The 23,094-nt window shown below is 62.7% G+C and carries 24 protein-coding genes and 1 pseudogene; 14 read left to right on the forward strand and 11 right to left on the reverse strand.

Going from position 1 to position 23,094, the window contains the following annotated elements; genetic code table 11:
- The first annotated feature begins 113 nt into the window (after positions 1-113).
- Together ACWNC0_RS08530 and ACWNC0_RS08535 are read left to right on the forward strand one after the other, a co-directional pair.
- Positions 114-977: a sulfotransferase family protein gene (locus ACWNC0_RS08530; RefSeq protein ID WP_449470936.1), complete on the forward strand. Its 864-nt coding sequence runs from the start codon at positions 114-116 to the stop codon at positions 975-977.
- 162 nt (positions 978-1,139) lie between these two features.
- Complete coding sequence (locus ACWNC0_RS08535; RefSeq protein ID WP_449470938.1) at positions 1,140-2,555, forward strand: FkbM family methyltransferase; 1,416 nt, start codon at positions 1,140-1,142, stop codon at positions 2,553-2,555.
- Positions 2,556-2,585: 30 nt separating this feature from the next.
- Here ACWNC0_RS08535 and ACWNC0_RS08540 read toward each other — a convergent pair whose 3' ends face one another.
- The gene (locus tag ACWNC0_RS08540; RefSeq protein ID WP_449470940.1) at positions 2,586-3,692 is read right to left on the reverse strand and encodes an AI-2E family transporter; all 1,107 of its coding nucleotides are present in this window, start codon (positions 3,690-3,692) and stop codon (positions 2,586-2,588) included.
- A 180-nt stretch (positions 3,693-3,872) separates the two neighbouring features.
- On the opposite strand from ACWNC0_RS08540, the gene ACWNC0_RS08545 reads away from it, so the two are divergent.
- Positions 3,873-4,310, forward strand: a complete 438-nt coding sequence (locus ACWNC0_RS08545; protein ID WP_449470942.1) for an acyl-CoA thioesterase — start codon at positions 3,873-3,875, stop codon at positions 4,308-4,310.
- A gap of 211 nt (positions 4,311-4,521) precedes the next feature.
- Here ACWNC0_RS08545 and ACWNC0_RS08550 read toward each other — a convergent pair whose 3' ends face one another.
- Complete coding sequence (locus tag ACWNC0_RS08550) at positions 4,522-4,908, reverse strand: DUF983 domain-containing protein (protein ID WP_449470944.1); 387 nt, start codon at positions 4,906-4,908, stop codon at positions 4,522-4,524.
- Positions 4,909-5,002: 94 nt separating this feature from the next.
- On the opposite strand from ACWNC0_RS08550, the gene pabB reads away from it, so the two are divergent.
- The 7 genes from pabB (at position 5,003) to ACWNC0_RS08585 (ending at position 10,528) form a co-directional block, all read left to right on the forward strand.
- Positions 5,003-6,184 carry an aminodeoxychorismate synthase component I gene (gene pabB, locus ACWNC0_RS08555; RefSeq protein WP_449470946.1) on the forward strand — a complete coding sequence of 394 codons (1,182 nt, stop codon included), beginning with the start codon at positions 5,003-5,005 and terminating at the stop codon, positions 6,182-6,184.
- A gap of 18 nt (positions 6,185-6,202) precedes the next feature.
- The gene (locus ACWNC0_RS08560) at positions 6,203-6,826 is read left to right on the forward strand and encodes an aminotransferase class IV (RefSeq protein WP_449470948.1); all 624 of its coding nucleotides are present in this window, start codon (positions 6,203-6,205) and stop codon (positions 6,824-6,826) included.
- Positions 6,827-7,089: 263 nt separating this feature from the next.
- Complete coding sequence (locus tag ACWNC0_RS08565; RefSeq protein WP_449470949.1) at positions 7,090-8,292, forward strand: pyridoxal phosphate-dependent aminotransferase; 1,203 nt, start codon at positions 7,090-7,092, stop codon at positions 8,290-8,292.
- Positions 8,293-8,343: 51 nt separating this feature from the next.
- Positions 8,344-8,523, forward strand: coding sequence for a hypothetical protein (locus tag ACWNC0_RS08570; protein ID WP_449470950.1), 180 nt, complete (start codon positions 8,344-8,346; stop codon positions 8,521-8,523).
- A gap of 53 nt (positions 8,524-8,576) precedes the next feature.
- The gene (locus ACWNC0_RS08575) at positions 8,577-8,744 is read left to right on the forward strand and encodes a hypothetical protein (protein WP_449470952.1); all 168 of its coding nucleotides are present in this window, start codon (positions 8,577-8,579) and stop codon (positions 8,742-8,744) included.
- Positions 8,731-9,402 (forward strand): peptide-methionine (S)-S-oxide reductase MsrA, encoded by a 672-nt coding sequence (gene msrA / locus ACWNC0_RS08580; RefSeq protein ID WP_449470954.1) that lies wholly within the window; start codon positions 8,731-8,733, stop codon positions 9,400-9,402. The genes ACWNC0_RS08575 and msrA overlap by 14 nt, the downstream gene beginning before the upstream one ends.
- A 13-nt stretch (positions 9,403-9,415) precedes the next feature.
- Complete coding sequence (locus ACWNC0_RS08585) at positions 9,416-10,528, forward strand: zinc-binding dehydrogenase (protein WP_449470955.1); 1,113 nt, start codon at positions 9,416-9,418, stop codon at positions 10,526-10,528.
- Between the two features lie 58 nt (positions 10,529-10,586).
- Here the strand turns inward: ACWNC0_RS08585 and ACWNC0_RS08590 are convergent, their stop codons facing one another.
- The 9 genes and pseudogenes from ACWNC0_RS08590 to ACWNC0_RS08630 all read right to left on the reverse strand — a co-directional run bounded on the left by ACWNC0_RS08590 (position 10,587) and on the right by ACWNC0_RS08630 (position 19,284).
- The gene (locus ACWNC0_RS08590) at positions 10,587-10,970 is read right to left on the reverse strand and encodes a VOC family protein (RefSeq protein WP_449470957.1); all 384 of its coding nucleotides are present in this window, start codon (positions 10,968-10,970) and stop codon (positions 10,587-10,589) included.
- Between the two features lie 318 nt (positions 10,971-11,288).
- Positions 11,289-11,822, reverse strand: coding sequence for a translation initiation factor IF-3 (infC, locus tag ACWNC0_RS08595; protein ID WP_449470959.1), 534 nt, complete (start codon positions 11,820-11,822; stop codon positions 11,289-11,291).
- Positions 11,823-11,948: 126 nt separating this feature from the next.
- On the reverse strand, positions 11,949-13,931 hold the full coding sequence (gene thrS, locus ACWNC0_RS08600) for a threonine--tRNA ligase (RefSeq protein ID WP_449474577.1): 1,983 nt from the start codon (positions 13,929-13,931) through the stop codon (positions 11,949-11,951).
- Between the two features lie 107 nt (positions 13,932-14,038).
- A complete protein-coding gene (locus tag ACWNC0_RS08605; protein ID WP_449470961.1) occupies positions 14,039-14,404 on the reverse strand; it encodes a DsrE family protein in 366 nt (121 codons plus the stop codon).
- Positions 14,392-15,159, reverse strand: coding sequence for a HesA/MoeB/ThiF family protein (locus ACWNC0_RS08610; protein WP_449470962.1), 768 nt, complete (start codon positions 15,157-15,159; stop codon positions 14,392-14,394). Before ACWNC0_RS08610 ends, ACWNC0_RS08605 begins: the two co-directional genes overlap by 13 nt.
- A complete protein-coding gene (gene dut / locus ACWNC0_RS08615; RefSeq protein ID WP_449470964.1) occupies positions 15,156-15,620 on the reverse strand; it encodes a dUTP diphosphatase in 465 nt (154 codons plus the stop codon). The genes ACWNC0_RS08610 and dut overlap by 4 nt, the downstream gene beginning before the upstream one ends.
- On the reverse strand, positions 15,595-16,779 hold the full coding sequence (gene coaBC / locus ACWNC0_RS08620) for a bifunctional phosphopantothenoylcysteine decarboxylase/phosphopantothenate--cysteine ligase CoaBC (protein WP_449474578.1): 1,185 nt from the start codon (positions 16,777-16,779) through the stop codon (positions 15,595-15,597). Before coaBC ends, dut begins: the two co-directional genes overlap by 26 nt.
- Positions 16,780-16,839: 60 nt before the next feature.
- Positions 16,840-18,379: pseudogene (gene ubiB, locus ACWNC0_RS08625) on the reverse strand (2-polyprenylphenol 6-hydroxylase).
- 173 nt (positions 18,380-18,552) lie between these two features.
- Positions 18,553-19,284, reverse strand: a complete 732-nt coding sequence (locus tag ACWNC0_RS08630; protein ID WP_449470966.1) for a class I SAM-dependent methyltransferase — start codon at positions 19,282-19,284, stop codon at positions 18,553-18,555.
- 120 nt (positions 19,285-19,404) lie between these two features.
- On the opposite strand from ACWNC0_RS08630, the gene mutM reads away from it, so the two are divergent.
- The 4 genes from mutM to ACWNC0_RS08650 all read left to right on the forward strand — a co-directional run bounded on the left by mutM (position 19,405) and on the right by ACWNC0_RS08650 (position 23,089).
- Positions 19,405-20,217, forward strand: a complete 813-nt coding sequence (gene mutM, locus ACWNC0_RS08635; RefSeq protein ID WP_449470967.1) for a bifunctional DNA-formamidopyrimidine glycosylase/DNA-(apurinic or apyrimidinic site) lyase — start codon at positions 19,405-19,407, stop codon at positions 20,215-20,217.
- Positions 20,218-20,334: 117 nt separating this feature from the next.
- Entirely contained in the window at positions 20,335-20,598 is a 264-nt protein-coding gene (gene rpsT / locus ACWNC0_RS08640) for a 30S ribosomal protein S20 (RefSeq protein WP_449470969.1), read from the forward strand.
- Positions 20,599-21,033: 435 nt separating this feature from the next.
- Entirely contained in the window at positions 21,034-22,446 is a 1,413-nt protein-coding gene (gene dnaA / locus ACWNC0_RS08645; protein ID WP_449470971.1) for a chromosomal replication initiator protein DnaA, read from the forward strand.
- A gap of 37 nt (positions 22,447-22,483) precedes the next feature.
- Positions 22,484-23,089, forward strand: coding sequence for a peptidylprolyl isomerase (locus ACWNC0_RS08650; RefSeq protein ID WP_449470973.1), 606 nt, complete (start codon positions 22,484-22,486; stop codon positions 23,087-23,089).
- The last annotated feature ends 5 nt before the right edge of the window (positions 23,090-23,094 follow it).

Genomic DNA, 23,094 nt, shown 5'->3' on the forward strand with positions numbered 1-23,094 from the left:
GATGAATGGGGATCGGGATTTGATTTCTGCTCAAAGGGATAAGGCCTCTACCCCTCTTCGGATCGTACCTATGCCCAACTGCCCGGCGCCCACATCCGCCCTATCTGAAGAACATGATTGATCGCCAGCCAAGCTTCGTCGTTATCGGCGCCATGAAGGGTGCGACAACCTGGATCGCTCATCAACTCCGCAATCATCCCGGCCTGTGGCTCCCTGACGCCGAACCGCATTATTTCAGTTCGGAATATGATCGCGGCCCAGACTGGTATGCCTCCCTCTTCGATCCTGCACCGCCCGGCCGCATCATTGGGGAAAAGTCGGCGGACTATCTAGCGCATCCGCAAGCCCCGGAGCGCATGGCGGCCATGCTTCCCGACGCCCGGCTCATCGCTCAGCTGCGCGACCCGGTTCAGCGCGCCTATTCCGATTATTGCATGCTCTTCCGACGCGGACAGGTCAGCAGCGACCCGCGCAAATATCTGGAAAGCGCGCAGCCAGAACAGTCGCGTTTCCTGTCGGGCGGGCTTTACGGCGCCCATCTGCGCCGTTTCCTCCGCCATTATCCGCGCGATCAGATCCACGTGATCCTGTACGAGTCGCTGCGGGAACAGCCCGAACAGGTCATCGCGGACGTGTGCACCCATATCGGCGTGCCGGTACATATCGCGCCCGAGGAGGTGGCCAGCCGGAAAAATGACAGCGCCAGCCCGATGTTGCCGTTGCCGCTGCGCCGTATGCTGCAACCGATGCGCCCGGTGCTGGACCCCTTCCGCTCCAACCCCCATCTGGCGAAACTGCGCGCATCCCTGGCGGCGCCGATCCGCTACCCGCCCCTCACGGATGAATTGCAGCAGATGCTGCGCGATTTTTACTGCGAGGATCTGTTGATCCTGCAAGACATCCTCCAGATAGATTTGCGCCACTGGATCACCGGCGATCCTGCCACGAGGGACGTTCAAGCCGTGGCGGCGAAGTGAGGCGCGCCGTCATTCTCCAGTAACGGCGGCGACTTATCTGACGCCGTATGGAGCATCGGCCCGACCCGCGGGCGGGCAACTGCGGAGGTACTCCGGAAAAGTCGGCCACGGACAATCATGCATGACGTAAATTGCCGGCCATAAGGGAAGTGAGGTGCGCTGATGCCCGGTTTCAGGGTGGTTCGACCTTGGCTGTTGAACCTCTATGTCCACCGATTGCCTCGCTTTCGCGGGAAATGGCGGCTGTTGTCGCCTTTCGCCAGGTTGCTGGATGGCACGCCGATTCGGTCGAGCTATGGCCGTGTCCGACTGGCGTTCGATGTCCGCGACCGGACTCATCTGCTCGGGCTGACCGGGGAATATGGCGCGCGAGTCTCCGATGAGGTGGAATGCCTCCGTCCCGGTGACTGCTTCATCGATGTCGGTGCCAATTGCGGCATCTTCACCCTGCTTGCAGCGGAGCGGGTGGGGCCGGACGGGCTGGTGGTCGCCTTCGAACCTTGCTTTTCCACCTTCGCAAAGCTGGTCCGGAACATCAGCCTGAACGCGTTTAGCAATGTCCTGCCCTTCAACATGGCCCTTGCGGCCCTGACCCGTCCCGACCTGCTCGACAATAGCGCGACAGGGCATTCCGGGCGCTTCTCCATCGCCAGCGAGCCTGTGGAGGAGGGGGAACGGGTCATGACATTGTCGATCGGCGACTTTCCCGGCCTCCTCAAGCTGATCGGCGAGCGATCCATCACGGTGAAGATCGATGTGGAGGGATTTGAATATGCCGTCCTTCAGGGGCTGGCGCCGATCCTCGCCCTCCCGCAAACGCGTGCAGCGGTCGTCGAAATCGATAACCAGAACCTTCACCGCTATGGTGCTGATGCAGGCGAAGTCTTCACCCTGCTAGAGCGCAATGGCTTCATCCGCGTCGATCGTGACGGCGCAGGCGATCATTTCGACGCGGTTTTCCACCGCCGGACTGACATCGCAGTAACCGTCGCGGCTTGTGCTAACGTCACGCCATTTCGTCGGCCGCCTTCTCATGCCGCCCCCGTCTCGCTCTCGCTTACCCGATCAACATCCCGCCTCGCGCGCGTCGCTGCGGCCCTGCTGGTGTTGGCAGGCGGCTGGTTCGCCATGGGCAAGGGCGTGTCGGTCGATCGCGGCCCGGCGGAGGAATATTTCATCAAGGAAGCCTTACAGTCGCACAAAGTCGCGGAAATGCGGGCCGTCCTGCGCCGTTCGTCGCCGACGGTGTTCAACGTCGGCGAAGTCGGCTCCTTCGCCCGCATCGCGCTTCCCGTCCTGCCGCAGGGTTGGCGTATCACCGATGTACAGCTTTTCCCTTCCGACAGCGGCCCTAGCCTGCAGATGACCATCACCAACGACGTCAGCCGTCCGGTATCCCTGTTCGCCGTCCGCGACGATGGCGTGGCGCCCGCCAAACCGGCCGTGCTCACCCGCGATGGCAAGACCGTCGCCTATTGGCAGGAGGGCGAACTGGCCTACGCCCTGATCAGCAAGAAGAAGCAGCCAGCCGAACTCGATCGCCTTGCCGAGGATATCGCCGACAATGTCTCCTCCTAAGGGCGGTTAGTACAACCCTCAGCGATCCGCCTAAGCGGACGGCGTCTCTTCCTGCGTCAACGGCCCTTCCAGCCCGTTGCCCGTCCGCATCCGCGTCACGATGTTCCACGTCGCGATGAACAGCGCGGCGATGACCGGCCCGATGACGATGCCGTTGAAGCCGAACATGTCGATGCCGCCCAGCGTCGTGATCAACACCACATAATCGGGAATGCGCGTATCCCGCCCGACCAGCATCGGCCGCAGCAGATTGTCGATCAGGCCGATGACGAACAGGCCGCAGACGATCAGGATGATCCCCTTGACCACCGCGCCCGTCGCCAGCAGGTAAATCGCCACCGGCACCCACACCAATCCCGTGCCCACCGCCGGGATCAGCGAAAAGCATCCCATCAGCACGCCCCACAGCAGCGCTCCGGTGATCCCCAACGCCCAGAAAACGGTGCCGCCGATCATCCCTTGAACGATGGCTACGACCACGCTGCCCTTGATTGTGGCGCGGGTGACGACAACGAACTGCTGCATCAGCGCCCGCCGGTGGGTGGAACGCAGCGGCGCCGCGCGATCCAGCCGCGCCGCCAGCGCAGACCCGTCGCGCAGCAGGAAGAAGGTGAGGTAGAGCGTGACGCTCAACGCCACGAAAAAGCTGAATGCGCTCTGCCCGATCTGGAACACCTGCGATGCGACGGACCGGAAGCTGTTGGCGATCCCCTGACCCAGCATGTCGCGCACCGCCGCGAAATTGGTGATGCCCACGCGCGCCAGCAGGTTCGAAGCCCAATCCGGCAGGTTCGCCCGGAATGCATTGAACATGGCGGGGATATTGATCTGGCCCGACTGTATCTTGGCGTAGAAAAGCCCCGCTTCCTGCACCAGCGAGACAGCCAGCACGATGGCGGGCAGGATGACGACGGCCACGATCAGCAACAGCGTCAGCCCCGCCGCGCTATTGGGGCGGCCCGGGATCTGCCGCAGCAGATTCTGGTTGATCGGCCCGAACAATATGGCGGCGATCACGCCCCACAATATGGCCGCGAAAAACGGCTCGATCACCAGCGCAAAGGCCACCGACACCAACAGGACGAAGCCCAGAAAAACACCGTCTTCGATGCGGACATTCTGCGGCTTGTCGGTCATGTTCGCGCTTTGGCAGAAATGGGGGGCAAAAGTCCATCTCCCGCGCGATGGCGGCGCTTTTGCACCGCGACCAACATCCGCTGTGTCAAAAAGGTCGCAGTTGCGTCAATTTTCCCTGAGCGATTGAATCCGCGTCGGCGAAGCGTAAGAGCTTCAAGGACAACCATCGGAAAGCAGGACATGGCAAAACCCGAATCCTGGCGGCTGAGCCCGGAAGCCTACAGCTTCATCACCAGCATCGATACGCGCTTCCAGGATATCGACACGATGGGCCACATCAACAATGTGGCCATCTCCGGCATCTTCGAAACCGCCCGCATCCGCTTCCACCATCATCTCGGCCGTCACCCGCAGGAACAGGGCGTGCGCTGGCTCGTCGCTGCCGTATCGCTCAACTTCGTGGAGGAATCGCACTTCCCCTATCCGTTCGAAGTGCATTGCGGCATCGGCCATATCGGCCGCACCAGCTGGACCGTCAGCTCCGCCGCCTTCCAGAAGGGAGTCTGCGTAGCCACCTGCGACACTACCGTCGTCACCCACGGCTCCGAAGGCCGCCGTAGCATCGACGCCAGCCTGCGCGAAGCCATGGAGCGCAACTTCCTCCGCCAGCCGGCCTAACTCATGACCGTCACCCCAGCGAAAGCTGGGGTCTCGTGAGGCTTGCCCGCGCCATCTCCCTGAACCAACCTCCCTCACCCCCGTTTGCCCTGAGCTTGTCGAAGGGCTTTCCTTCTTGAAGGGAAGGGGAAGGGCTTCGACATCCGGACGAGGCAAGTGACTCGTTCGGACAGCCCGAAGGAGAGCGGAGTGATGAAGGGGTGGAGTTAGATCAGCCCGCAAACCCATCCATCCGCCGCGCCCACTGAAACGCGATCACCGCACCCTTCACCGGCTGGATCATCACCGCTGCCAGCACCACGGCCAACCCCGGCCACAACGCCGCCTGCACCCCCAGCGGGATGGCCAGCGCATGGTTCACCTCGATCATCAAGGGTACCAATATGTGCCCTAACAGCAGGATCACGATATAGGCGGGGAAATCGTCAGCCCGCGACACATCCCATGGCTGGCCGCACGCATTGCAGGCCGGGCTGGGCTTCAGGAAGCCCGCGAACATCGCGCCCTCGCCGCAGGCGGGGCAACGGCCGCGCAGCGCTGACGTCAAGGCCGGGCGAAGCGGCCGCGCCACAGCATCTGCGGAAGGATGATTGCTCATGCGCCGTCCCTATGGCCGCGCGGCGGACTGTGCAACACAGGTTTAAGCGCCTACCTCCCTTTCGCCCCGCCAAAAGGCTGTTAAGACGGCCCCCATGCGACTGCCGGGTGCCTCCGAAGCCTTTGTCCTGTTCGACGATGCGCGAGAGCGCAATCCCGCGCCCGCGCGTCTCTACCGCGACCCGGTGGAGATCATCTGCGCCAATTGCCTTGAGGATGTGCAGCCCGCCCTCGACCGCATCGCGGAAGCGGGCGAAATGGGCCTCCATGTCGCCGGTTACATGAGCTATGAGGCGGGGCTGATGCTGGAAGATCGCCTACAGCCGATCGCTCTCCGTCAAGGCGACCACGCGCCCGCCATGCCGCTCCTTTGGTTCGGCCTGTTCGAAGGACATCGGCTGATCGATCCCGCGCTGATGCCGGATCTGCTACCCGATCCCGCCACCGCCAGCATAGAAGCGCCGCAGCCGCTGGTGGATGAAAAGGCTTATCGCGCGGCCTTCGCCCAGGTGCAGGACTATATCCGGGCAGGGGACATTTATCAGGTCAATCTGACCTTCCCCTGCGCCGCGCGCTTCGACGGCGACCTGATGGCGCTCTACGCCGCGATCCGTCCTCGCCAACGCGCGGGCTACGGCGGCATCATCCGCACCGGCGCCCACAATATCCTCTCCTTCTCGCCCGAACTTTTTTTCACCAACGTGCGCGGGCAGCTGACCGCCCGGCCCATGAAGGGCACCGCCCTTCGCTCCGCCGACCCCGTCCGCGATGCGGCACTGGCACGGGAATTGGAGGAGGACATCAAGCAGCGCGCGGAAAATCTGATGATCGTCGACCTGCTGCGCAACGATCTGTCCCGCGTGTCGCGCGCCGGAACCGTGATCGTGCCCGATCTCTTCCATGTCGAAACCTATCCAACCGTGCATCAGATGGTCTCGACCATCCGCGCACGGCTGCTACCGGGCCTGTCGCCCGTCGATATCCTGCGCGTCCTCTTTCCCTGCGGATCGATCACCGGCGCGCCAAAGGTGCGGGCGATGGAAATCATCGACACTGTGGAGGCTTACCCGCGCGACATCTATACCGGCACGATGGGCTGGATTGATCCGAACGGAGACGCCGCCTTCAATGTTGCCATTCGCACGATTTGGGTTGAAGAAGGCAGCAGGGAGGGGCGCCTGGGATTGGGTTCGGCCATTGTCGCGGACTCGGATGCGGCATCCGAGTGGGCGGAATGCCTGGCCAAGGGGCGCTTCCTCACGACCGCGGGACAGTAGGGGGCGTGAATAGTTTCGATGTCATTGGCTGACGGACGGTTCGACCTGCTCGAAACCATGGCTTTCGATCCGGTCGACGGTATCAGGTTGCTGGAGCTGCACCTAGAACGGCTGAAGGAAAGTGCCACGGCACTCGACTTCGTCTTCGACCGTCACGACGTTCGCAACGAATTACAGGCCGCGACTTTCCGTCTGCGCGAACGCAGCCGCCTTCGCCTTCTCGTCTCGCGGCGCGGCTCCATCGCCATCGAAGTGCGCGAACATCGCACCTGGCCCCAGGCGATCATGCAGGTGGCGATCGTGCCCCGCAAAAGCCGAACCGATGACTTTCGCCTCGCGCACAAGACCACCGACCGGACAATCTATCGGGACGCGTTGAAGCGCGGCGGCACTTACGAAGTGCTGATGACCGACGAAGAAGGCTTCCTCACCGAAGGCTGCTTCTCCTCCATTTTCGTGGAACGCGGCGACAAGCTGGTGACGCCGCCCCTCTCGCGCGGCATCTTGCCCGGCGTCCTGCGCCGCAGCCTCATTGAAATGAACGAAGCGGTCGAAGCCGACCTCAAACCGCGCGACTTGGAAAACGGCTTCTTCATCGGCAACGCCGCCCGAGGCATGGTCGCGGCCTCCCTCGCAAGGTAGAAACTCTCCCCTCCCGCAAGCGTTCAAACGAGGCGCGTGACTCGTTTGAAGGGTTGGGGGTGGGCCAGCAGCCCGCCGACCGTGTAACCACCGTCATCCCAGCGAAAGCTGGGATCTCAGGCCAACTCACGCCAAGCCTCCCCAGATTCCAGCTTCCGCTGGAATGACGAAAACTATCTGGCGGTTGCCCCCTGCGCGATAGCGCACTAAGGAGCCTCGCGTCCGCCCGCGCGGACTCACTATTCATCAGAAAGAGTGTCACGATGAGCCAGACTTCCGCTGCCCTCGGTCGCATCCAGCCCTCCGCCACCCTGGCGATGAGCGCGCGTGTGAATGCCCTCAAAGCCGAAGGCGTCGATGTCATTGGTCTCTCGGCCGGCGAACCCGATTTCGACACGCCCGACTTCGTCAAGGAAGCTGGCATTGCCGCGATTCGCAAGAACCTGACCCGTTACACGGACGTCGATGGAACCGCCGATCTCAAGGACGCGGTCGCCTTCAAGTTCAGCCGCGACAATGGCCTGACCTACAAGCGCAGCCAGATCAGCGTGAACTCGGGCGGCAAGCACACCCTGTTCAACGCGCTGGTCGCCACTGTCGACGTGGGCGATGAAGTCATCATCCCGGCGCCCTATTGGGTCAGCTATCCCGACATCGTGAACTTCGCGGGCGGCACGCCCGTCTTCGTCGAAGGCCCCGCGAGCCAGGGCTACAAGATCACCGCCGCGCAGCTCGACGCCGCGATCACACCGCGCACCAAATGGCTCATCCTGAACTCGCCCTCCAACCCTTCGGGCGCGGCCTATTCGGCCGACGAGCTGAAGAGCCTGGGCGAAGTGCTGCGCCGCCATCCCCATGTCCTCATCATGACCGACGACATGTATGAGCATGTCTGGTACGCGCCGACCCCCTTCGCGACCATCGCGCAGGTGTGCCCCGACCTCTACGAGCGCACCCTGACCGTGAATGGCTGCTCCAAGGCTTTCTCGATGACCGGCTGGCGCATCGGTTTCGCCGGTGGCCCCGAATGGATCATCAAGGCGATGGGGAAGCTCCAGTCGCAGTCCACGTCGAACCCCTGCTCGATCAGCCAGGCGGCCGCCGTCGCCGCGCTGACGGGTGAGCAGGACTTTCTTGAAGAGCGCAACGCCGCTTTCAAGAAGCGCCGCGACATGGTCGTGTCGATGCTGAACGACGCGCCGGGCCTCGACTGCCCGACGCCCGAAGGCGCTTTCTACGTCTATCCCGACGCCAGCGGCTTGATGGGCAAGACCACGCCCAAGGGCCAGCTCATCGACAATGACGAAAAGCTCATCGGCTATTTCCTCGACGAAGCCCGCGTCGCCGCCGTCCATGGCGCCGCCTTTGGCCTCTCGCCCGCCTTCCGCATCAGCTACGCGACCTCGGAGGAAATTCTGGCCAAGGCGTGCAAGCGCATCCAGGAAGCCTGCGCCGCCCTCAAATAAGTCCCCTTAATTCTCCCCATGCTGAGCATGGGGAGGGTCGAAGAGAGGCACGTGACTCTCTTCGACAGCGAAGCTGGTAGAGGGGAAAAGGCGCGCAACATCGCCGTTTCCCTCATCCTCTCCGAAAAAAACGGACTCTCGTCCGGCGCACCGTCTTGCAGCCAGAACAAGGTTGCCTATATCCCGTTTCAATTCGAAACGGGACTAGCCGCCTCGTTCACCAAAGGCTAACCCTCCCACTGCTAATCCCCGTCCTTCCGGGAAATGATAGAAGGAAGAAGGCCATGCTGACATTCCTCAAATCCGACCTGTTCCTTCGCTTTCTCGGCGGGTTTGTGATCGGGTCCGCTGGCGTCTTCGCCCTCCACCTCGCCGATCCTCCGGCCCTGACGACCCCGGCCATGGCGGCGTCCGACAGCGCCCCCGAGGCGAATTCAAATGCGGCCCTTTAACGCCTTTCTCATCGCCCTCTCTGCGGCCGCCGCCGTCGCCTCTCCCCTGCGCGCCGAGCGCCCCGTTCTCGCTCCGGCACCCGCGATAGATGCCCCGGCAACCCGAAAGCTGGAGACCGCAGTTTTTGCTGGCGGCTGTTTCTGGGGAGTCGAGGGCGTCTTTTCCCACATCAAGGGTGTCCGTCTCGTCACCTCCGGTTTTTCTGGCGGCCCTGCCAACCTCAAGGTCGACTATGACCGTGTGAGCGAAGGCGACACGGGTTTCGCCGAATCCGTCCGCGTCACCTACGATCCCCGGCAGGTCAGCTACGGCACATTGCTGCGAGTCTTCTTTTCGGTGATCGCCGACCCCACCACGCTCAACTATCAAGGTCCCGATCGCGGCGCCCAATATCGCAGCGCACTCTTCCCCCTCACTCCGGGGCAGGACAAGGCCGCTCGCGCGTATCTGGCACAGCTGGACAAGGCGGGACTGTGGCGCGACCCGATCGTGACGAAGGTCGAACGCTTCACCGGCTTCCAGGCCGCTGACGCCTATCATCAGGATTTCCTGACCCGCAACCCGCGCCATCCCTATATCAAGCGTTGGGACATGCCCAAGCTCGCCGCGTTCAAGGCGATGTACCCCAACCTCTACAGCGCCCGCCCCTCAGCCTGAAAAGGACATAGCCGTGACCCGGATCCAAGGATTGAAGCTTCTATCGACCTTGGACGAGGATGGTCGGCTGACCGTCGAACTGGCGGAGGAGACGCTACCGCCGCCTCGGGCGGACGAGGTGCTGGTCCGCGTAGAAGCGGCACCCATCAACCCGTCAGACCTCGCCCTGCTTTTCGCCTCCGCCGACCTTGAAAATGCTGATTACAGCGAAGGCCGGATCGTCGCCCTCATGCCTGACGCGGCCCGTCGCGCGCTGGCGGGTCGGGTGGGTCAGCCCATGACGATCGGCAATGAAGGGGCTGGCACCGTCATCAATGCTGGCGAATCCCCGGAAGCTCAGGCCCTGCTCGGTAAGCGCGTCGCCCTGATCAGCGGCGGCATGTTCGCGCAATATCGCATCGTCAACGCCCCCGCCTGCATGGTCCTGCCCGATGAGGTGACGGCGGAGCAGGGCGCTTCCGCCTTCGTCAACCCCATGACGGCGCTCGGCTTTGTAGAAACCATGAAGCGGGAAGGGCACAAGGCCATCGTCCACACCGCCGCCGCCTCCAACCTGGGCCAGATGCTGGTGCGCATCGCTCAGGAAGACGGCATTCCGCTGGTGAACATCGTGCGTAACGACGCGCAGGTGGCCATCCTCGAAGGGATCGGCGCGGACCATGTGCTCAACAGTTCGGCAGAGGATTTCCCCGCTCAGCTTGAAGCCGCCATCGCAGCAACCGGCGCGACCATCGCCTTCGATGCGATCGGTGGCGGTAATCTCGTCAGCCAAATCCTGCATGCCATGGAACAGGTCGCCAGCAAGGACGCGCCCTACAGCCGCTATGGTTCCGACAGCCCCAAGCAAGCCTATATTTACGGCGCGCTCGACCTGTCCCCCACCATCCTGACGCGCAGCTTTGGGTTTGGCTGGTCTGTTGGCGGCTGGCTGCTCTTCCCCTTCCTGCAAAAGGCGGGACCGGAAACGATCGAACGGATGAAGCAACGCGTGATGGACAATATCACGACGACCTTCGCCAGCCACTATAAGGGCCACATCTCGCTGTCCGAAGCGCTCAACCGCGAAGCCGTGCTGACCTACAATGCCCGGCGCACCGGCGAGAAATATCTGATCGTTCCGAATTGATCTGGAGCGCGGGAGTTCAGGAGCGCTGCGTCAGCGCTCCTGAAAAAGCCCCGTCGCGTCAGGCCGCCATCTGGTGCAGCACGCACAGCTTGTTGCCTGTTGGGTCGCGCAGATAGGCCAGGTACAATTTGCCCATGCCGCCGTCACGAACACCGGGCGGATCTTCGCAAGTCGTGCCGCCTGCCGCGATCCCCGCCGCATGCCATGCATCGGCCTGCTCGGGCGAAGAGGCAGAAAAGCCGATGGTTCCGCCATTGGCCGCACAGGCCGGTTCACCGTTGAGCGGCTTGGAAATCGCGAACGCACCGGTCGGCGTCATGTAGAAGACACGATCCTTGTCGTCGATGAAACCAGGCGACACACCCAGAGCGCCCAGCGTCGCGTCATAAAATTGCTTGGATTTCTGAATGTCGTCGGCACCAACCATGATGTGGCTGAACATATGCATCCCCTCTGCCATTTCGCGCGGCCCGCAACCAGCCGGGCTCACCGGCCCGGTTGAGGAACGCTTCGAATAAAAAAGCCGAACTCTCCGATCCAATGGTTCGGAAAGCTCCACAAAACCGCGGCTTGCCTTTGCCGCCCCTTATGCATGAACCAGCTGGAGCACGCTGTCGATCCTCATCGGCGCATCAATGTGATCCCGGGAAATGCTTCACGGCCGATGGCGTATCGCCGCTGCGTCGGTGCCTTAAATAGCAAATGGGCGGAGCCTGAACCCAGACCCCGCCCAAAAAGCATCCGCCAAAACCGGCAAGCCTTATTTCGGCGCGAGCACCATCAGCATCTGGCGGCCTTCCATGCGGGGATAGGCTTCGACCTTGGCGATCTCGCCGACATTCTCCGCCACGCGCTGGAGCAGCTGCATGCCAAGCTGCTGGTGCGACAGCTCGCGGCCACGGAAGCGCAGGGTGATCTTCACCTTGTCGCCATCGCCGATGAAATCATGGACCTTCTTCATCTTCGTATCATAGTCATGATCGTCGATGTTCGGACGCATCTTGATCTCTTTGAGTTCCTGCGTCTTCTGGGTCTTGCGGGCGATATTGGCCTTTTTCTGGGCCTCGTACTTGAACTTGCCGATGTCGAGGAACTTGCAGACCGGCGGATCAGCGGTCGGGGACACTTCGACCAGGTCTAGGCCCAGCTCATAAGCGCGCTCCATGGCCTCCTGCGTCAACATCACGCCCAGATTTTCGCCTTCGTCGTCGATCACGCGCACCTTGGGCACGGTGATGAACTCATTGTAACGGGGACCGGACTTAGGCGGCGGCGCCATCGGGCGGCGCATCATTGGGGGACGTATAGCGGCTTCTCCTATTATTGTTCCAAAAACGGCTCTGGCGGCCTTTAGCGCAAAGCCGAAAGGGGCGGCAAGTCCGCAGTTACGGAATCACCGGCCCCATGTGGCATCGCTGCCTCACCGCATATCGGGGGCGAGCGCCTCTTTTGCAAGACGCTGGATGACATCATCAACGGCAAGGACGCTTTGCCCCTCCTTGCCCAACTCACGCAGCGCCACCGTGCCTTCATCGGCCTCACGGCGACCCACGACCAGCAAATTGGGCACTTTGGCAAGGCTATGCTCGCGCACCTTGTAGTTGATCTTTTCGTTGCGAACATCGATTTCGGCGCGGATTCCGGCGGCCCGGAGCTTTTCCACCACCGCGTTCGCATAGTCATCCGCGTCCGAAACGATGGTCGCGACCACCGCCTGCACCGGCGCCAGCCAGAGCGGGAATTTGCCCGCATAATGTTCGATCAATATGCCGATGAACCGCTCATAGGACCCGAAAATCGCCCGATGGAGCATGACAGGGCGGTGCCGCTCGCCATCTTCACCCACATAGGAAGCGTCGAGTCGCTCCGGCAGCACCCGATCCGACTGGATCGTGCCCACCTGCCAAGTCCGCCCGATCGCATCGGTCAGATGCCATTCCAGCTTTGGCGCATAGAAGGCGCCTTCGCCCGGTAGTTCCTCCCAACCATATTCAGGCGTGTTCAGCCCAGCGGCCGCGACAGCGTTGCGCAGTTCTTCCTCCGCCTTGTCCCACATTTCCTCGGTGCCGAAGCGCTTCTCCGGACGCAGCGCCAGCTTGATCGAGTAAGTGAAGCCGAAATTCTTGTAGATCCGGTCTGCCAGTTCGCAGAAAGCCCGCACCTCCGCCACGATCTGGTCCTCGCGGCAGAAGATATGCGCGTCATCCTGCGTGAACTGGCGCACACGCATCAACCCGTGCAACGCGCCATGCGGCTCATTGCGATGGCAGCAGCCATTTTCGTAGAAGCGCAGCGGCAGGTCGCGATAGCTTTTGATCCCCTGCTTGAAGATCAAAATGTGCGCCGGGCAGTTCATGGGCTTGAGCGCCATCCAGTCGACATCGTCGGACACCAGCGGCCCTTCATCCTCGACGTTCGGCACCTCGTCGGGGATGACAAACATATTCTCGCGATATTTGCCCCAATGGCCCGACTGCTCCCACTGGCGCGCATCCATCACCTGCGGCGTCTTGACCTCGCGATAGCCCGCCGCATCGATGGCGCGGCGCATATAGGCTTCCAGCTCGCGCCAGATCAGATAGCCCTTGGGATGCCAGAAGACCGACCCATGCGCTTCCTGCTGGAGGTGAAACAGGTCCATCTCCGCACCCAGCTTGCGATGGTCGCGCTTGCCCGCTTCTTCGAGGCGCATGAGGTGCGCGTCCAACTGCTTCTTGTTGAGCCAGCCGGTGCCATAGATGCGCGACAGCATCGCGTTCTTCTGGTCGCCGCGCCAATAAGCTCCCGACACGCGGGTCAGCTTGAAAGCATTCGGGTCGAGCTTGCCGGTCGATGCCAGATGCGGCCCCCGACACATGTCGAGCCACTCGCCACCGGACCAGTAAACCGTCAGTTCCTCGCCCTCGGGAAGCTCCGCCGCCCATTCCGCCTTGAACGTCTCGCCTTCCGCCTTCCAGCGCGCGATCAGGTCCTCGCGCGTCCACACCTCGCGGCGGAGCGGCTTGTCGGCTGCGATCAACGCCCGCATCTTCGCTTCGATCGCGGGCAGGTCCTCTTCCGTGAAGGGCCGGTCCTTCGGAGCGAAGTCATAGTAGAAGCCGTCGTCCGTCGCCGGGCCGAAGGTGATCTGCGTCCCCGGAAACAACGCCTGCACGGCTTCGGCCAGCAGATGCGCAAAGTCATGCCGCGCCAGTTCTAGCGCGTCCGCCTCATCCTTGCTCGTCACCAACGCGAGTTGCGCGTCGCCTTCCAAAGGCCGCATGATGTCGCGTAGTTCGCCGTCCACACGCGCCGCGATAGCCGCCTTGGCCAGACCCGGCCCGATCGCCGCTGCAATATCCGCCGGCGTAGTGCCGGGCGCGACTTCACGCACGGAACCGTCGGGCAGGGTGATCTTCAGCATGGCGGACAAGGGACAAGTCTTTCTGTGATTGGATGGCAGCGCAAAATGCCGCGCTTTCCCCATAAATGGGCGGCCCCGTCTGTCAATAGAAGGGCTCCGGGTGAAGCTCACGCGAAGAGCAGGCGCGCCTCGTCGCTGGTCTCCTGAAGGAAGGAGACGGGGCCGCCGACTTGCGCCTCTGCCGGGAGCATGTCTGCGGTCATGTTGGCCAGCGTGAGCCCGCTTTGGCACGCGAGGATATTCACCCCAAACGCAAGCGCCTCGCTGATCAGCACTTCGAGCGGCGGCAAACCAGTCGCCGCATGTGCCGCGTCCGCCGGGGCCGTGATCGGGCGCCGCAGCAGCGCCACCGCATCCAGTTGCAGGAAGATGCTTGCCGCTCCGCCCAACGCCGCCTGCGCGCTCGCCAGCACCAGTGCGCCGCGTAGCCGCTCCGCGTCAGCCGTGGCGACGACAATTCTCAGTTCGCGCATAGTTCGGCGGCGCATGCCTTGCAGCCGGGGTCCTTGGCCACGCTCAACGTACGGAACCGCATGGAGAGCAGGTCGGCGAGCAGCAGCTTGCCCGCCATGTCCGCGCCGAAGGGGACCAGCGCGCGGATGACTTCCAGCGCGGCCAGGCTTCCCATCACGCCGGTAAGAGCGCCAATCACGCCTGTTTCGGCGCAATTCCGCTCCGGCGCGTCCTCCGGATCGCCGACAAGGCAGCGATAACAGGGCTGATCGGCTTCCCAGCCGCGATAGGTTGCGAGCTGCCCCTCAAACGGCCCGACCGCCGCCGACACCAACGGGATGCGCAGCCGCTGCGCGCAGTCCGCCACCGCCAGCCGCGTCGCGAAACTGTCGCATCCGTCCAGAACGACATCCGCGTCCCGCAGCATGAGCGCGGCATTATCCGCATCGATCCGGGCGTTGATGGGGATCAACTTCACATCGGGATTGAGCCGCGCCACCGCCGCCATCGCGCCTTCAGCCTTCGCGACGCCGATGTCGCCGGTCCCGAACAGAACCTGCCGCTGCAAATTAGAAAGCGCGACATGATCGTCATCGATGACCCGGATCGTGCCGACGCCCGCCGCCGCCAGATAGAGGATCGCCGGGCTGCCGATCCCGCCCGCGCCGATCACCGCGACATCGGCCGACAGCAGCCGCGCCTGACCCGCGCCGCCAATTTCCTTGAGGACGATATGGCGGGCGTAGCGTTCCAACTGCTCGTCGGAAAGGGTCATGAGCTACTCACTCCCGTCGATCCGAAACCACCCGAACCCCTGACCGTCTCGTCCAGTTCCTCAACCTCGGCGAAGCGCGCCACCTGCACCGGCGCCGCCACCAGCTGCGCGATGCGGTCACCGCGTGAAATGACGAAAGGTTCAGCGCCCAGGTTGATGAGGATGACCTTCAATTCCCCGCGATAATCCGCGTCGATCGTGCCCGGCGTATTGGGCAGGCTGATCCCATGCTTCAGCGCCAGTCCCGACCGTGGCCGCACCTGCACCTCATAGCCATCTGGAATCGCCATCGCGAAGCCTGTCGCCACGGCATGCCGCCCGCCCGGCACGATGATCACATCCTCGGCGGCCACCACGTCCATGCCAGCCGCATGCTCGGTCGCATAGGCAGGCACTGGCAGCCCCTCACCATGGGGCAAGCGCTTCAGACGGATTTCAATCGGAGAGAGAGGGGAGGACATGAGCAACCTTTTCGATGATTCGGGTGGCGACGGCATCCTTGGGCAAATGCTCCCAACTTTCGATGCCGTTCGCTGTGACGATATGCACGCTGTTGCTGTCGCCGCCCATCACGTCGCCTGACACATCATTGGCGATGATCCAGTCCGCACCCTTGCGCGCCAGCTTTGCCTCAGCATGTTCGGCAACCTTCTCGGTCTCGGCAGCAAAGCCAATGAGCAGGGCAGGGCGCCCCGCATGTTTGCCCAAGGTGCCCAGAATGTCAGGATTCTCCACCAGCGCCAGCGGCGCAGGCTTCCCTGATCCATCCTTCTTCAGCTTCTGTTCGCAAGCGTCAGCCGTGCGCCAATCGGCAACCGCCGCCACCATGATCGCCACATCGGCGGGCAACGCGCCCTCGACCGCCGCCAGCATCTCCCGCGCGGTTTCCACATCGACGCGATCCACGCCCGCAGGCGTCGCCAGATGCACCGGCCCGGCGACCAAAGTCACCCGCGCACCGGCCCGCGCCGCCGCCGCCGCGATGGCAAAGCCCTGCTTTCCCGAAGAGCGGTTAGCGATGTAGCGCACCGGATCGATCGGCTCATGCGTCGGTCCAGCGGTAACCAGAATATGCCGCCCTTTAAGCGGCAGTTCCGCGCCCTCAAAATCCGGTTGCCCCGCAAGCGGATCTTTCGCAGCCGGATGCTCCAGCAACCGCTCAATCTCTTCCACGATCGCTTCGGGTTCAGGCAAACGCCCCTTGCCGAACTCGCCGCAAGCCATCTCGCCGCTATCCGGCTCTATCAGATGGACGCCATCGGCATGCAGGCGCGCCAAATTCCGCTGCGTCGCTGCATGATGCCACATGCGCACGTTCATCGCGGGCACCGCCAGCACCGGCTTGTCCGTCGCCAGCAGCAGCGTCGTCGCCAGATCATCGGCGATGCCATTGGCCATCTTGGCAAGAATATTTGCCGTCGCGGGCGCGACCACGACCAGATCAGCCTGTCGGCTCAGCTGGATATGCCCGATCTCCCGCTCTTCTTTCAGGTCGAACATGTCGCCATAGACATGGTCCTCGGTCAGCACGCCCAAGGACAGCGGCGCCACGAAGTTGGTCGCGCTGTCGGTCAGCACCGCCCGCACAGCGATGCCGCGCTTCTTCAGCAGCCGCACCAGCTCCAGCGACTTATAGGCGGCGATGCCACCGGCGACGATCAGGAGGATGCGGCGCTGAAGTCATAGTTGCAGATGTAGCAGGGCCGTAACGACCGCTCCAGTCACTGCGGCAACACCGGCCACCGCGGCATAGCGCCACCCCCCGCCGATGCGGATCAGCCTGACTTCGGTCAGCGGCGGCGGCGGCGGCGCCCCCCTTTTCCGGAAAGGCTTCCTCGATGCGCCGCACAAGGCCGGGCAGCCGCTGAAGCGTCCGCCAATTCTCGATCAGCGCATCGGCCGCCTTCGCTTCCGGCCCCAGTTCCGCGCGCAGCCATTCCCTCACATAGGGGCCGCTCGTCTCCCACAGGTTGATGTCGGGATCGAGCGCCGTCGCCACGCCTTCCACCATCACCATGGTCTTCTGGAGCAGCAGCAAATGCGGCTGGGTCTGCATGTCGAAGTCGCGGGTGATGGCGAACAGCCCGTCCAGCATGCCACCGACCGAAAGCTCGCGCACCGGCTTGCCCCGCATCGGCTCGCCCACGGCGCGCAGCGCGGTCGCGAATTCCTCGACATTATGGTGGCCGGGCACATATTGCGCCTCAAAATGGATTTCGGCGACCCGCTTATAGTTGCCGGTAATCAGGCCGTAGAGAATCTCCGCCAGCCACATGCGCGCCCGCCGGTCGATCCGCCCCATGATGCCGAAGTCGATCGCGACGATGTCGCCATTGGCGGTAACGAACAGATTCCCCTGATGCATGTCGGCATGGAAGAACCCCTCGGCGATTGCCTGTCGCAGGAATGCGTTGACCAGCCGCGCCGCCAGTTCCTTTACGTCATGACCCGCCGCGATCAGGCCGTCGCGATCAGAGATCTTGATCCCGTCGATCCACTCCATCGTCATGACCTTGCCGGTCGTGCGATCCCAATCGATGACGGGTACGCGATAGCCCGGCATCGCCTCCATCGCCTCGGCGAGTTCGGACGCCGAAGCGGCTTCCCGGCGCAAATCCAGCTCGCGCGCGGTCCAGCGCTTCATGTTGGCGATGACCAGGCGCGGCCGCAATCGCGCGACCTCGCCACCCAACATTTCCACATGGGCAGCGGCCCATTCATAGGTCTGGATGTCGCGGTTGAACTGGTCCGTGACGCCCGGCCGGATCACTTTCACCGCGACATCGCGGCCGTCCGTGGTAATGGCGCGATGCACCTGCGCGATCGACGCAGCACCCACCGGTGCTTCATCGAAGCTGGTATAGATGCTCTCCAGCGGACGCCCGAAACTCTGTTCGATCTGCGCGCGAATGGTGGCGAAAGGCACGGGCGGCAGCGCGTCTTGCAGCCGCAGCAAATCGTCCGCAGCCTCTTCCCCAACCAGATCGGGACGGGTCGCCAATGTTTGTCCCAGCTTGATCGCCGCAGGCCCGATCGCCTGAAAGGCATCGGCATAGCGCGGTTGCCTGGGCACCCGCGCCCCCACCCGCGCCAATCGCACCAGCCGCCTCACGGGCGTAGGCGTCAACGGATCGCGCTCAATCCCCCGCAGCGCCCCATGTCGCGCCAGCGTCCGGCCCCATTTCAGCAGCCGCCAAATATGCGTGATATGAGATGGCATCTACCTAAGCACCTCCCCTTCAGGGGAGGGGTTGGGGTGGGGGCGAGCGGAGCGAGCAACTGCCGTCGCGAGGTCAGAGCAGCGCCGCTCACGCGGCGCACCCACCCTTCGAAGCAGGCACGTGACTGCTTCGAACCCTCCCCTGAAGGGGAAGGGCTTTGAACGTTGCCCCATCAAATCTTCCACCCCGAATGGATCGCCACCAACCCACCCAGGATCGGCTCGACCTTCGTCTGCACGAAACCAGCCTCCCGGATCATCCGCTCAAATTCAGGCATAGGCGGAAAGCGCCGGATCGATTCGATCAGATACCGATAGCTGTCCTCATCATCGGCGAGCAGCTTGCCGAGCTTGGGCACCAGCCGATGCGAATAGACATCATACACATCGGCAAAGCCCGGCCATGTGGTCGTCGAAAATTCCAGGCAGAAGAATCGCCCGCCAAATTTCAACACGCGGTGCGCTTCCCGCAGCGCCTTGTCGATATGCGTCACATTGCGGATGCCAAAGGCGATCGTATAGGCGTCGAAGCTGCGGTCCTTGAACGTCAGTTCTTCCGCATTCTGCTCCGACCAGATCAGCCCTTCGAGGCCCTTCTTCTTCGCGCGCTCGACGCCCACGGCCAGCATTTCCGGATTGATGTCGGACACGGTGACGTGCGCGCCATGCTTGGCCATGCGAAAGGCGATGTCGCCAGTGCCGCCCGCCATATCCAGGATCGCTTCATCCTTGCGCGGCTTCACCCGCCCGACAAACTGGTCCTTCCATAGCCGGTGCGCGCCCACGGACATGGCGTCGTTCATCAGGTCATATTTGGACGCAACATTGGAAAAGACCGCGCGCACCATCCCCTGTTTTTCAGAGGCATCCACGTCGCGATAGCCGAAAGAAGCAGTGTCGTTCATGGGCCAGCCTCCTAGAGCATTTGCATGTCCGGTGGAAACACCCCAGATCGGCGAAAATGTTCAGTGACTTGTCGGCATTATTCGGCCTGACGATCCGATCGCTATCCAAGAGAGATTTGAATGCCTGAACTGCCCGAAGTCGAAACCACGGTCGCTGGCCTCCGGTCGGTGCTGGAGGGCGCGGTTCTGACCCGTGTCGAAGCACGCCGCGCGGATCTCCGCTTCCCCATACCGGTCGATCTGCGGCAGCGACTGACTGGCGCGACCGTCACATCGCTGTCCCGCCGCGCCAAATATGGGCTCATCGAAACCAATCGCGGCGACACGCTGATCTTTCATCTTGGCATGTCGGGGCGTTGGCGAATCGATCCTGCCGAAATCGGGACACATGACCATCTTCTGATCGAGACCGGAAACGGACATCTGCTTTCCCTTAACGATCCGCGCCGCTTCGGCTCGATCGACCTCGTGCGCACCGACGGCTCACAGGCTTATGGTCCCTTTACCCGCATGGGGCCGGAGCCACTCGGACCCGATTTTTCGGCGAACTATCTCGCGCAGGTGCTGAAAGGGAAGGCGACATCGATCAAGGCGGCGCTGCTCGATCAGCGAATCGTGGCAGGGCTCGGCAACATCTATGTCTGCGAAGCGCTCAACATGGCGGGCATCTCCCCAACGCGCGAGGCGGGGCGGATCAGTCGGGCGCGCCTCGGGCTGCTGGCCGACGCGATTCGGGAAGTGCTGACAGCCGCGATTGCGGCCGGAGGGTCCACCCTGCGCGATTATGCCCGGCCCGATGGGGAGCTTGGCTATTTCTCCAAACAGTGGCGAGTCTATGGCCGGGAAGGCGAAAGCTGCGCCTGTGGCGGCGTGATCCGGCGACGTGTGGACGGCGGGCGATCGACTTTCTACTGCCCGAAATGCCAGAAATAGCACGCGCCTTCCCGTTGACGCTTTGGCTTATCCCCTGTAAGGGGCGCACCTTCACAGGGACGGCTGGCGATTCCGGCTGACCCTATTCACGAGATTTGACGAGACCGAGGACTTTAAATGGCCAATACGCCGCAAGCCAAGAAGCGCATCCGCCGCAACGCACGCCGCGCCGAAATCAACGGCGCCCGCATCAGCCGGATTCGTACCCTGGTGAAGAAGGTCGAATCCGCTCTCGCTGCTGGCGACAAGTCGGCTGCGGCCACGGCGCTTCAGTCCGTCCAGCCTGAACTGGCTCGTGGCGTCGCACGCGGCGTGCTGCACAAGAACACCGCCGCTCGCAAGTTCGGGCGTCTCACGAAGCGGGTTAGCGCGCTCGCCTGAGCCGCTTCACTCGATCGTCACGTAAAAATCGAAAAACCCGTCCCGCTCTGGGGCGGGTTTTTTTCATGATTCCGTCACGCGGCCGTAACGGACATCCGCAGTTTCCCGCGATTCCCTCACGATTCGAGCAAAAGGGCACAGAGGTGTATATTTGCTAAGTATCTGTATTTGCGTGATATTCTGTTCATTTCGCCATTTTCCCCGGTTTTCCGCGTCAACGTCTTTATTTCATATTTTTGAAGGGCCTTGCCCTTGATCAGGCGAAGATTGCCTGTCTATTTTCAACTCTCTGATCACCACTCGAATCGATTCCGGTGATCGTCATTAGGTTGTTTTTGCGCAGACTTGTTGGGGAAGCTCCCGCTTTTCCAAACGGATTTTTGCGTCTGATGGTCCCTGCCCGGCAGGGGCACAGTTGATGGGGGTCGACTGTTTATGAAGGGTTTCACGGCAGTGGCGGATAGTTTGAGCGTTCAGGCATCGCATGATGGCGCGCGTCTGGAATCGGCGTGGGATGCGATCCGCGCCGGGCTTCGCCGCGACATCGGCCCGCGCATGTTCGACCAGTGGCTGAAGGCCGCTCGGCTGGGTGACTATTGCCCCGAATCCCAGACGCTGGACCTGCTGTTCGCCTCCGACTTCACGGCCAATTTCGTGTCCGGTCATTTTGGTGACCGGCTGTGCATGGCATGGCGCTGTGCTGGCGTGGGGGTCCGGGAGGTCAGGCTTCGCCGCGCGCCTAACGCCATCGGCCCGCGCCTGCTCGAAGCTGCACCGGTGGAGGAGATCGCCGTTGTTGATCCGGTTTCCCTTGACGCCGCCCCCGCCTGCAACTTCCAGCCGCGCCACAGCTTTGCCGATTTCGTAACCGGCGAATCCAACCATCTCGCCTTTTCCGCGGCGCAGGCGATCGCCGCAGAAGCGCAGCCCCGCTTCAGCCCGCTTTTCATCCATGGCAGCACGGGACAGGGCAAGACGCACCTGCTCCACGCCATCGCCCAGCACTTCTCCACCCACTCTCCCGCCGCGCCCGTGCTCTACATGTCGGCGGAGCGGTTCATGATGGAGTTCGTGAACGCGATGCGCGCGAACGAGACCATGATGTTCAAGGCGCGCCTGCGCGCTGCCCGCCTGCTGCTGATCGACGATATCCAGTTCATCGCGGGCAAGGGCTCCACGCAGGAAGAATTTCTACACACTATCAATGACTTGATCGATTCTGGCGCTCGCATCGTCGTGACCGCCGACCGCGCCCCGCAACTGCTCGATTCGATCGACGCCCGCATCCTCTCCCGCCTCGCCGGAGGGCTGGTCGCGGACATCCGCCCGGCCGACCTCGACCTGCGCCTGTCCATCCTGGAAGCCAAGCGCGCCATCGCCGGCGACCCGCCGGTCCCTGACGCCGTCATCGATTTTCTAGCGCGTTCAATTCGCTCAAACATTCGTGAGTTAGAAGGCGCTTTCAACAAACTGATCGCCTATGGCCAACTCACTGGCCGCTCCGTCGATCTGGAATTTGCCCAAAGCATGCTCGCCGACGCCGTGCGCGCCAACGCGCGCCGCATCACGGTAGACGAGATCCAGAAGGTCTGCGCGGCGCACTACAAGATCGACGCCTCGGAGATGCGGTCCAAGCGCCGCGCTCGCGCTGTGGCGAGACCCCGTCAGGTGGCCATGTATCTCGCCAAGAAGATGACGCCCCGGTCGCTGCCCGAAATCGGACGCATTTTTGGCGGCCGCGATCATAGCACCGTCATCCACGCCGTGCGCACGATCGAGGGACTGCGGCAAACGAATGCGGATATAGACGCCGACATCCGCGCCCTCCTGCGCCAGCTGGAAAACTGACGCTGAAAGCGATGTAGCGATGGATTAGGGTGTCGCCGTGATCCGACATTTTGCCCTTCTGCTCGCTGCTGTACTTTCCTTCACGGCCGCTGCTGCTCAGGTTCCGGCTTCTTCTCCTTCCCAGGATGTGCAGGTTGCGCTCGATACAAGTGCTGGCCGCATCATCGTCGCCGTCCATCTAGCCAAGGCGCCGATCACCGCGCGCAACTTCTTGCGCTACGTCGATCAAAAGCGGCTGGATGGCACCACATTCTACCGCGCCGTGGGGACAGCCGATTATGGCTTCGTCCAGGGCGGAACGCAGAATGATCCCGCGCGCACACTCCCACCCATCGCCCATGAGTCCACCACGCAAACCGGGCTTACCCATGATGAAGGCGCGCTTTCCATGGCACGCTATGCGCCTGGAAGCGCCACCGGGGATTTCTTCATCGTCCTTGGCAAGATGCCCAGCATGGACGCGCAACCCGCGTTGCCGGGCGATAATCAGGGGTTTGCTGTGTTTGCCCATGTGGTGGAGGGCATGGACGTGGTCCGCGCGATCCTCTCGGCACCAAAGTCGCCGACTGAGGGCGAGGGGGTTATGAAGGGGCAGATGCTGGAGCAACCTATCCGGATCACGACAGCCCGTCGGCTTCCCTGATCCTG

Source organism: Sphingobium chungangianum (assembly GCF_977014255.1).

What these genes read in the sequence shown, in the direction of transcription:
- ACWNC0_RS08530 (WP_449470936.1), top strand. Translation starts at nt 114, where the DNA reads ATGATTGATCGCCAGCCAAGCTTCGTCGTTATCGGCGCCATGAAGGGT.
- ACWNC0_RS08535 (WP_449470938.1), top strand. Translation starts at nt 1,140, where the DNA reads ATGCCCGGTTTCAGGGTGGTTCGACCTTGGCTGTTGAACCTCTATGTC.
- ACWNC0_RS08540 (WP_449470940.1), bottom strand. Translation starts at nt 3,692, where the DNA reads ATGACCGACAAGCCGCAGAATGTCCGCATCGAAGACGGTGTTTTTCTG.
- ACWNC0_RS08545 (WP_449470942.1), top strand. Translation starts at nt 3,873, where the DNA reads ATGGCAAAACCCGAATCCTGGCGGCTGAGCCCGGAAGCCTACAGCTTC.
- ACWNC0_RS08550 (WP_449470944.1), bottom strand. Translation starts at nt 4,908, where the DNA reads ATGAGCAATCATCCTTCCGCAGATGCTGTGGCGCGGCCGCTTCGCCCG.
- pabB (WP_449470946.1), top strand. Translation starts at nt 5,003, where the DNA reads ATGCGACTGCCGGGTGCCTCCGAAGCCTTTGTCCTGTTCGACGATGCG.
- ACWNC0_RS08560 (WP_449470948.1), top strand. Translation starts at nt 6,203, where the DNA reads ATGTCATTGGCTGACGGACGGTTCGACCTGCTCGAAACCATGGCTTTC.
- ACWNC0_RS08565 (WP_449470949.1), top strand. Translation starts at nt 7,090, where the DNA reads ATGAGCCAGACTTCCGCTGCCCTCGGTCGCATCCAGCCCTCCGCCACC.
- ACWNC0_RS08575 (WP_449470952.1), top strand. Translation starts at nt 8,577, where the DNA reads ATGCTGACATTCCTCAAATCCGACCTGTTCCTTCGCTTTCTCGGCGGG.
- msrA (WP_449470954.1), top strand. Translation starts at nt 8,731, where the DNA reads ATGCGGCCCTTTAACGCCTTTCTCATCGCCCTCTCTGCGGCCGCCGCC.
- ACWNC0_RS08590 (WP_449470957.1), bottom strand. Translation starts at nt 10,970, where the DNA reads ATGTTCAGCCACATCATGGTTGGTGCCGACGACATTCAGAAATCCAAG.
- infC (WP_449470959.1), bottom strand. Translation starts at nt 11,822, where the DNA reads ATGATGCGCCGCCCGATGGCGCCGCCGCCTAAGTCCGGTCCCCGTTAC.
- thrS (WP_449474577.1), bottom strand. Translation starts at nt 13,931, where the DNA reads ATGCTGAAGATCACCCTGCCCGACGGTTCCGTGCGTGAAGTCGCGCCC.
- ACWNC0_RS08605 (WP_449470961.1), bottom strand. Translation starts at nt 14,404, where the DNA reads ATGCGCGAACTGAGAATTGTCGTCGCCACGGCTGACGCGGAGCGGCTA.
- ACWNC0_RS08610 (WP_449470962.1), bottom strand. Translation starts at nt 15,159, where the DNA reads ATGACCCTTTCCGACGAGCAGTTGGAACGCTACGCCCGCCATATCGTC.
- dut (WP_449470964.1), bottom strand. Translation starts at nt 15,620, where the DNA reads ATGTCCTCCCCTCTCTCTCCGATTGAAATCCGTCTGAAGCGCTTGCCC.
- ACWNC0_RS08630 (WP_449470966.1), bottom strand. Translation starts at nt 19,284, where the DNA reads ATGAACGACACTGCTTCTTTCGGCTATCGCGACGTGGATGCCTCTGAA.
- mutM (WP_449470967.1), top strand. Translation starts at nt 19,405, where the DNA reads ATGCCTGAACTGCCCGAAGTCGAAACCACGGTCGCTGGCCTCCGGTCG.
- rpsT (WP_449470969.1), top strand. Translation starts at nt 20,335, where the DNA reads ATGGCCAATACGCCGCAAGCCAAGAAGCGCATCCGCCGCAACGCACGC.
- dnaA (WP_449470971.1), top strand. Translation starts at nt 21,034, where the DNA reads ATGAAGGGTTTCACGGCAGTGGCGGATAGTTTGAGCGTTCAGGCATCG.